The organism is Paeniglutamicibacter sp. ORCA_105 (genome assembly GCF_045798545.1).
GTDB lineage: Bacteria > Actinomycetota > Actinomycetes > Actinomycetales > Micrococcaceae > Paeniglutamicibacter > Paeniglutamicibacter sulfureus.
Map to the genome: position 1 here is coordinate 1 of NZ_JBIXLM010000112.1, position 241 is coordinate 241.

1 protein-coding gene is annotated in these 241 nt (G+C 66.4%); it reads left to right on the forward strand.

Annotated elements, in window-relative coordinates:
- Positions 1 to 40: 40 nt before the first annotated feature.
- On the forward strand, positions 41 to 241 hold a 201-nt coding region (locus ACIPUB_RS20175), incomplete at its 3' end, for an SH3 domain-containing protein (RefSeq protein ID WP_407609011.1).

Below are 241 nucleotides of genomic sequence, written 5' to 3' on the forward strand. Positions count from 1 at the left end.
GGCTCCCACGTCGGCTGCGACGCATCGGACGAGTGCGAACTTGAACCTGCGGCAGGATCCGGGCACGCATTCCAGGTCGTTGACGGTTCTTGCCAAGGGCACGGCGGTTACCCGGACGGGTAAGGCCAGCGGTGTTTGGTGGGAGGTCAAGGCCGGTTCGCGGACCGGTTGGGTGAGTTCCAATTACTTGGCGAGGAGTACGGGCCAGGCGCCGGCTCCCACGTCGGCTGCGACGCATCGG